This is a genomic window from Paenibacillus sp. FSL R5-192 (genome assembly GCF_000517845.1).
GTDB lineage: Bacteria > Bacillota > Bacilli > Paenibacillales > Paenibacillaceae > Paenibacillus > Paenibacillus amylolyticus.
This window is the reverse complement of the sequence record NZ_ASPR01000072.1, coordinates 1-698: the sequence shown is the minus strand read 5'-3', so window position 1 is coordinate 698 and position 698 is coordinate 1. Positions and strand designations below refer to the sequence as shown.

General features: G+C 53.3%; 7 tRNA genes. All 7 read left to right on the top strand.

What is annotated here, in order from left to right:
- The first annotated feature begins 91 nt into the window (after positions 1-91).
- Positions 92-167 (top strand) — tRNA-Phe (locus C161_RS27685).
- Between the two features lie 20 nt (positions 168-187).
- Positions 188-263: transfer RNA gene (locus tag C161_RS27680), tRNA-Thr, on the top strand.
- 9 nt (positions 264-272) lie between these two features.
- Positions 273-358, top strand: a tRNA-Tyr gene (locus C161_RS27675).
- A 10-nt stretch (positions 359-368) separates the two neighbouring features.
- Positions 369-444, top strand: a tRNA-Lys gene (locus C161_RS27670).
- 6 nt (positions 445-450) lie between these two features.
- A tRNA-Leu gene (locus tag C161_RS27665) sits at positions 451-531 on the top strand.
- Positions 532-541: 10 nt separating this feature from the next.
- Positions 542-616: transfer RNA gene (locus tag C161_RS27660), tRNA-Gly, on the top strand.
- 7 nt (positions 617-623) lie between these two features.
- Positions 624-697: transfer RNA gene (locus C161_RS27655), tRNA-Arg, on the top strand.
- The last annotated feature ends 1 nt before the right edge of the window (position 698 follow it).

Genomic DNA, 698 nt, shown 5'->3' with positions numbered 1-698 from the left:
CGTGGTGTAGTTGGCCTAACATGCCTGCCTGTCACGCAGGAGATCGCGGGTTCGAATCCCGTCGGTTCCGCCATTTTTTTTAATGTAGTAAGGCTCGGTAGCTCAGTCGGTAGAGCAGAGGACTGAAAATCCTCGTGTCGGCGGTTCGATTCCGTCCCGAGCCACCATTTATAACACCATGTAATACGCCGGTGTAGCTCAACTGGTAGAGCAACTGACTTGTAATCAGTAGGTTGGGGGTTCAAGTCCTCTCGCCGGCACCATGTAATCCTGGAGGATTAGCGAAGCGGCCAAACGCATCAGACTGTAAATCTGCTCCCGTACGGGTTCGGTGGTTCGAATCCATCATCCTCCACCAGTTTTTCTATGAGTCATTAGCTCAGTTGGTAGAGCACCTGACTTTTAATCAGGGTGTCGAAGGTTCGAGCCCTTCATGACTCACCATCATATGCGCGTGTGGCGGAATTGGCAGACGCACTAGACTTAGGATCTAGCGTCTTTGACGTGGGGGTTCAAGTCCCTCCACGCGCATCCTTTATTTGCGGAAGTGGCTCAGCGGTAGAGCATCGCCTTGCCAAGGCGAGGGTCGCGGGTTCGATTCCCGTCTTCCGCTCCAATATTTTGCGCCCTTAGCTCAGCTGGATAGAGCGTTTGACTACGAATCAAAAGGCCGGGAGTTCGAATCTCTCAGGGCGCGC